Here is a 3,828-nt window from a genome sequence, read left to right as displayed (position 1 = left end):
CACCCCCCACCCCGGAGAAGACCTCATGAGTGCCACCACCGCCGTCGCCCCGCTCACCACCGCCGACGCCGAACTCCTCGTCGACGCCGCCCGGACCGCCGCCGAGGCCGCGGACGTGACCGTCAGCGTCACCGTCCTGGACGCGGGCGGCCACCTGCTCGCCTTCCGCCGCGACGACCGCGCCGTGCTGATCTCCGGCGAGACCAGCACCCGCAAGGCCTACACCGCCCTCCAGCTGAACGCCCCGACCGCCGACCTGGTCGACCTGGTCAAGCCCGACGGGCCGTTCCACTCCCTGCCCACCGCGCTGGACCGCCCGCTGCTGTTCATCGCCGGCGGCATCCCCGTCCACCGCGACGGCCGGCCGATCGGCGCCATCGGCGTCGGCGGCGGCGCCCCCGAGCAGGACCACTCCTTCGCCGCCGCCGCACTCGCCCGGCTCGGCTGAGGCCCCGCCACCGGCAGGCGCCGCCGCGCATCGCCCGTACCGGGCAATTTCCGCCGCGTCCCGCGGCCGGATGCGCCCGGGCGGGGCGCCGCTGCGGCAGGCAGGGGGACGGACGGCCGCCGCCCCCGAGGCCTGGACCGTGGCCCTGCGCTACGGCGGCAACGGCCGGGAGATCGACGGGCCGGGCAACATCGCCTTCGACGCCGACGGCGACGCCTGGGCCAGCAACAACTACCGCCACGACGCCGATCCCGCCGTCCCGGCCTGCGGCGGCGAGAGCGTCCTGAAGTTCACCCCCACCGGCCGGGACGCCCCCGGCGCCCCCTACCGCGGCGGCGGCCTGTACGGTGCCGGATTCGGCGTCACCGTCGATGCCCGGGGCTCCGCCTGGGTCTCCAACAGCGGCATCCTGCCGGTGCCCTGCGGCGACGGCACCGCGGGCGACCTCGCGGACGCCGCCGTGGCGGGCGACGCCGGTGCACGCCCGGGCGCCTCCGTGCCGCTGATCCGGTCCGACGGGACCCCGGCCCCCGAACCCTTCACCGGCGGCGGCCTGTTCCTGCCCTGGGGCGTGGCCGTCGACGGCGACGACACCGTGTGGGTCGCCAACTTCGGCGGCCCTGACCGTCCCCCCGCCGCCCCCGCGGCCCCGGCCACCGCCGCGATGCCGGCGGTTCCCGGAGCCGTAGGGGCGACTACCCACCGGTACCGGTGGGCGGCGCGGGCGGCCGGGAAGACTGCGCCGATCGGCGCACCGCCGTGCAGGAGACCCGGGAGCCTTCCATGCCGCCGTCCGCCCGTCCCGCCCCCTCGCCGGCCGCCGCGGCGCCGGCCCGGCGCTCGGCGCTGCGCCGCCTGGGCGAGTGGTGCGCGCGCCACTCGCTGATCGTCATCGTGCTGTGGCTGATCGCCCTGGCCGGCGTCCAGGCCGCCAACAGGTCGGTGGGCGGCGCCTACTCGGACGACTTCTCGCTGCCCGGCACCCAGGCGCAGCAGGGCCGGGACGTCCTGCAGGCGCACGAGCCGGCCGCGGCGGGCACCAGTTCCCAGGTGGTGCTGCACGACGCGGCGCCGCTGACGGGGTTCCAGCCGCAGATCGCCCAGGCGGCGGCCTCGCTCCAGCAGTTGCCGCACGTGCTGGCGGTGCAGAGTCCGTTGCCGCCGCCGGGGCAGAGCCCGCCGCCGGGCGGGCCGCTGTCCGCCGACGGGCTGACCGGGTACTTCACCGTACGGTTCGACACCAACCCGACCCTGCTGGGCCAGGACTACCTGCCGGGGGTGGACGCGGCGGTGGAGCCGCTGCGGGCGGCCGGGGTGCAGGTGGAGTACGGGGGGCCGCTGGGCGAGCTGGCCCGGCCGGCGGCGGACGACCGTTCCAGCGAGGTGATCGGCTTCGCGGTGGCGGTCGTGGTGCTGCTGGTGGGGTTCGGCAGTGCGATCGCGGCCGGGCTGCCGCTGCTGACGGCGCTGTTCGCGGCGGTGGTGGGCCTGGGGGTGCTGGGGCTGGTCGCGGCGCTGTCCACGTTCGCGACGGTGGCGCCGACGCTGGCGACGATGATCGGCATCGGGGTGGGGATCGACTACGCGCTGTTCCTGCTGACCCGTCACCGGCAGAACCTGATGGACGGGGTGGATCCGGTGGCCTCCGCCGGGCAGGCGGTGGCCACCAGCGGGCGGGCGGTGCTGGTCTCCGGCTGCACCGTGATCGTCGCGTTGTCCGGGCTGTCGGTGTCGGGGATCTCCTTCATCGCCAAGCTGGGGGCGGCGGCGGGCATCACGGTGGTGTCGGCGGTGCTCGGGGCGCTGACCCTGCTGCCGGCGCTGATGGGGCTGATCGGGCGCCGGATGGACCGGTTCGCGGTGCGCCGTCCGGTCGCGGAGGCCGGCGGGGACGTGGAGGGCGGGGCCTGGCACCGTTACGCCCGGCGGGTGGAGGCGCGGCCGTGGCGGTACCTGGTGGCCGGGGTGGTGGTGCTCGTGGTGCTGTCGATCCCGCTGTTCTCCATTCAGCTGGGCCACATCGGTGACGGCGCGGACTCCACCGACTTCACCGACCGGCGGGCCTACGACCTGATGTCCCAGGCCTTCGGGCCGGGATCGAACGGGCCGCTGACGGTGGTGGTCGACCAGAGCGCCGTGCCCGCCGAGGCGCGGGCGGGGGTGTCGGCCTCGGTGCAGCAGGCGCTCACCGGCCGGCCCGGCGCGGCGAGCAGTACCCCACTGCAGACCAGCCCGGACGGCGCGGTGCTGTTCGGCACCGTGATCCCGGCGAGCGCCCCGCAGGACCGGGCCACCACCGACCTGGTGAACCGGCTGGCGGACACGGTGCTGCCGGACGCGGTGGCCGGCACCGGTGCGAAGACGTACGTGACCGGCAACACGGCGGCGCAGGTCGACTTCCTGGACATCGTGTCGAGCCGGCTGGTGCTGATCATCGTGGTGGTGGTCGGGCTGGCCTTCCTGATCATCCTGCTGGTCTTCCGCGGTCCGCTGGTCGCGGTCAAGGCCGCGGTGCTCAACCTGCTGTCGATCGCGGCCTCGTACGGGGTGGTGGTGGCGGTCTTCCAGTGGGGCTGGGGCGGGCCGGCGCTGGGGGTGGAGGGGAAGGTGCCGATCGAGAGCTACGTGCCGATGATGATGTTCGCGATCGTCTTCGGGCTGAGCATGGACTACGAGATCTTCCTGCTGTCGCGGGTGCACGAGGCGTGGCTGCGCACCGGTCGCAGCCACGACGCCGTGGCGCACGCGCTGGAGATCACCGCGCGGGTGATCAGCTGTGCGGCGCTGATCATGGTGAGCGTGTTCGCCGCGTTCATCGTCAGCGACAACGTGGTGATCAAGATGATGGGGCTGGGCCTGGCCGTGAGCGTGCTGGTGGACGCGACGGTGGTGCGGCTGCTGCTGGTTCCGGCGGTGATGACGCTGCTGGGGGCGGCGGCCTGGTGGACGCCGCGGTTCCTGGACCGGGTGCTGCCGCACATCGACACCGAGGGCACGAACGTCTAGGGCTCCGGGTGGCGCAGGGCGACGGCGGCGCGGACGGTGTTGGCCTGGTGGGCGGCCTGGCGGGCGACGGGGAGCCGGACGGGGTGGAAGGTCCGCTGGTACTGGGCGCACCAGTCGCGCAGGAGGTGGTCGAGGCGGGCGGCCTGGGGTGCGGCGGGCGCACCGGCGACGCGGACGGCGCGGCGCAGCAGGGCGGCGGCGCGGACCGGGACGCGGTGGGCCCACAGGTCGATGCCGGTGAGGCGGGCGCGGCTGAGCGGGGTGCGCAGGAGGTCCTGTCCGTGGACGTCCGGGTCCCATTGGTCGGCGAGTTGGTGCAGGGCGGTCAGTGGGGTGCGGGCGGCGCGCAGCAGGGGGGTGTCGGGGTTTCGCAC

General features: G+C 75.4%; 3 protein-coding genes and 1 pseudogene. 3 read left to right on the top strand and 1 reads right to left on the bottom strand.

What is annotated here, in order from left to right; all coding sequences use genetic code 11:
• Positions 1-25: 25 nt before the first annotated feature.
• The 3 genes from ACIQOV_RS31700 to ACIQOV_RS31690 all read left to right on the top strand — a co-directional run bounded on the left by ACIQOV_RS31700 (position 26) and on the right by ACIQOV_RS31690 (position 3,454).
• On the top strand, positions 26-448 hold the full coding sequence (locus tag ACIQOV_RS31700) for a heme-binding protein (protein WP_401054121.1): 423 nt from the start codon (positions 26-28) through the stop codon (positions 446-448).
• Between the two features lie 70 nt (positions 449-518).
• Entirely contained in the window at positions 519-1,334 is an 816-nt protein-coding gene (locus ACIQOV_RS31695; RefSeq protein WP_401054120.1) for a hypothetical protein, read from the top strand.
• Positions 1,232-3,454: an MMPL family transporter gene (locus ACIQOV_RS31690; protein ID WP_401054119.1), complete on the top strand. Its 2,223-nt coding sequence runs from the start codon at positions 1,232-1,234 to the stop codon at positions 3,452-3,454. The genes ACIQOV_RS31695 and ACIQOV_RS31690 overlap by 103 nt, the downstream gene beginning before the upstream one ends.
• On the opposite strand, the pseudogene ACIQOV_RS31685 reads toward ACIQOV_RS31690, so the two are convergent.
• Positions 3,451-3,828, bottom strand: a pseudogene (locus tag ACIQOV_RS31685) (hypothetical protein); the annotation flags it as partial. The gene ACIQOV_RS31690 and the pseudogene ACIQOV_RS31685 overlap by 4 nt on opposite strands.

This window comes from Kitasatospora sp. NPDC091257, assembly GCF_044757675.1.
GTDB lineage: Bacteria > Actinomycetota > Actinomycetes > Streptomycetales > Streptomycetaceae > Kitasatospora > Kitasatospora lactacystinica.
This window is presented reverse-complemented; position numbering and strand designations above follow the sequence as displayed.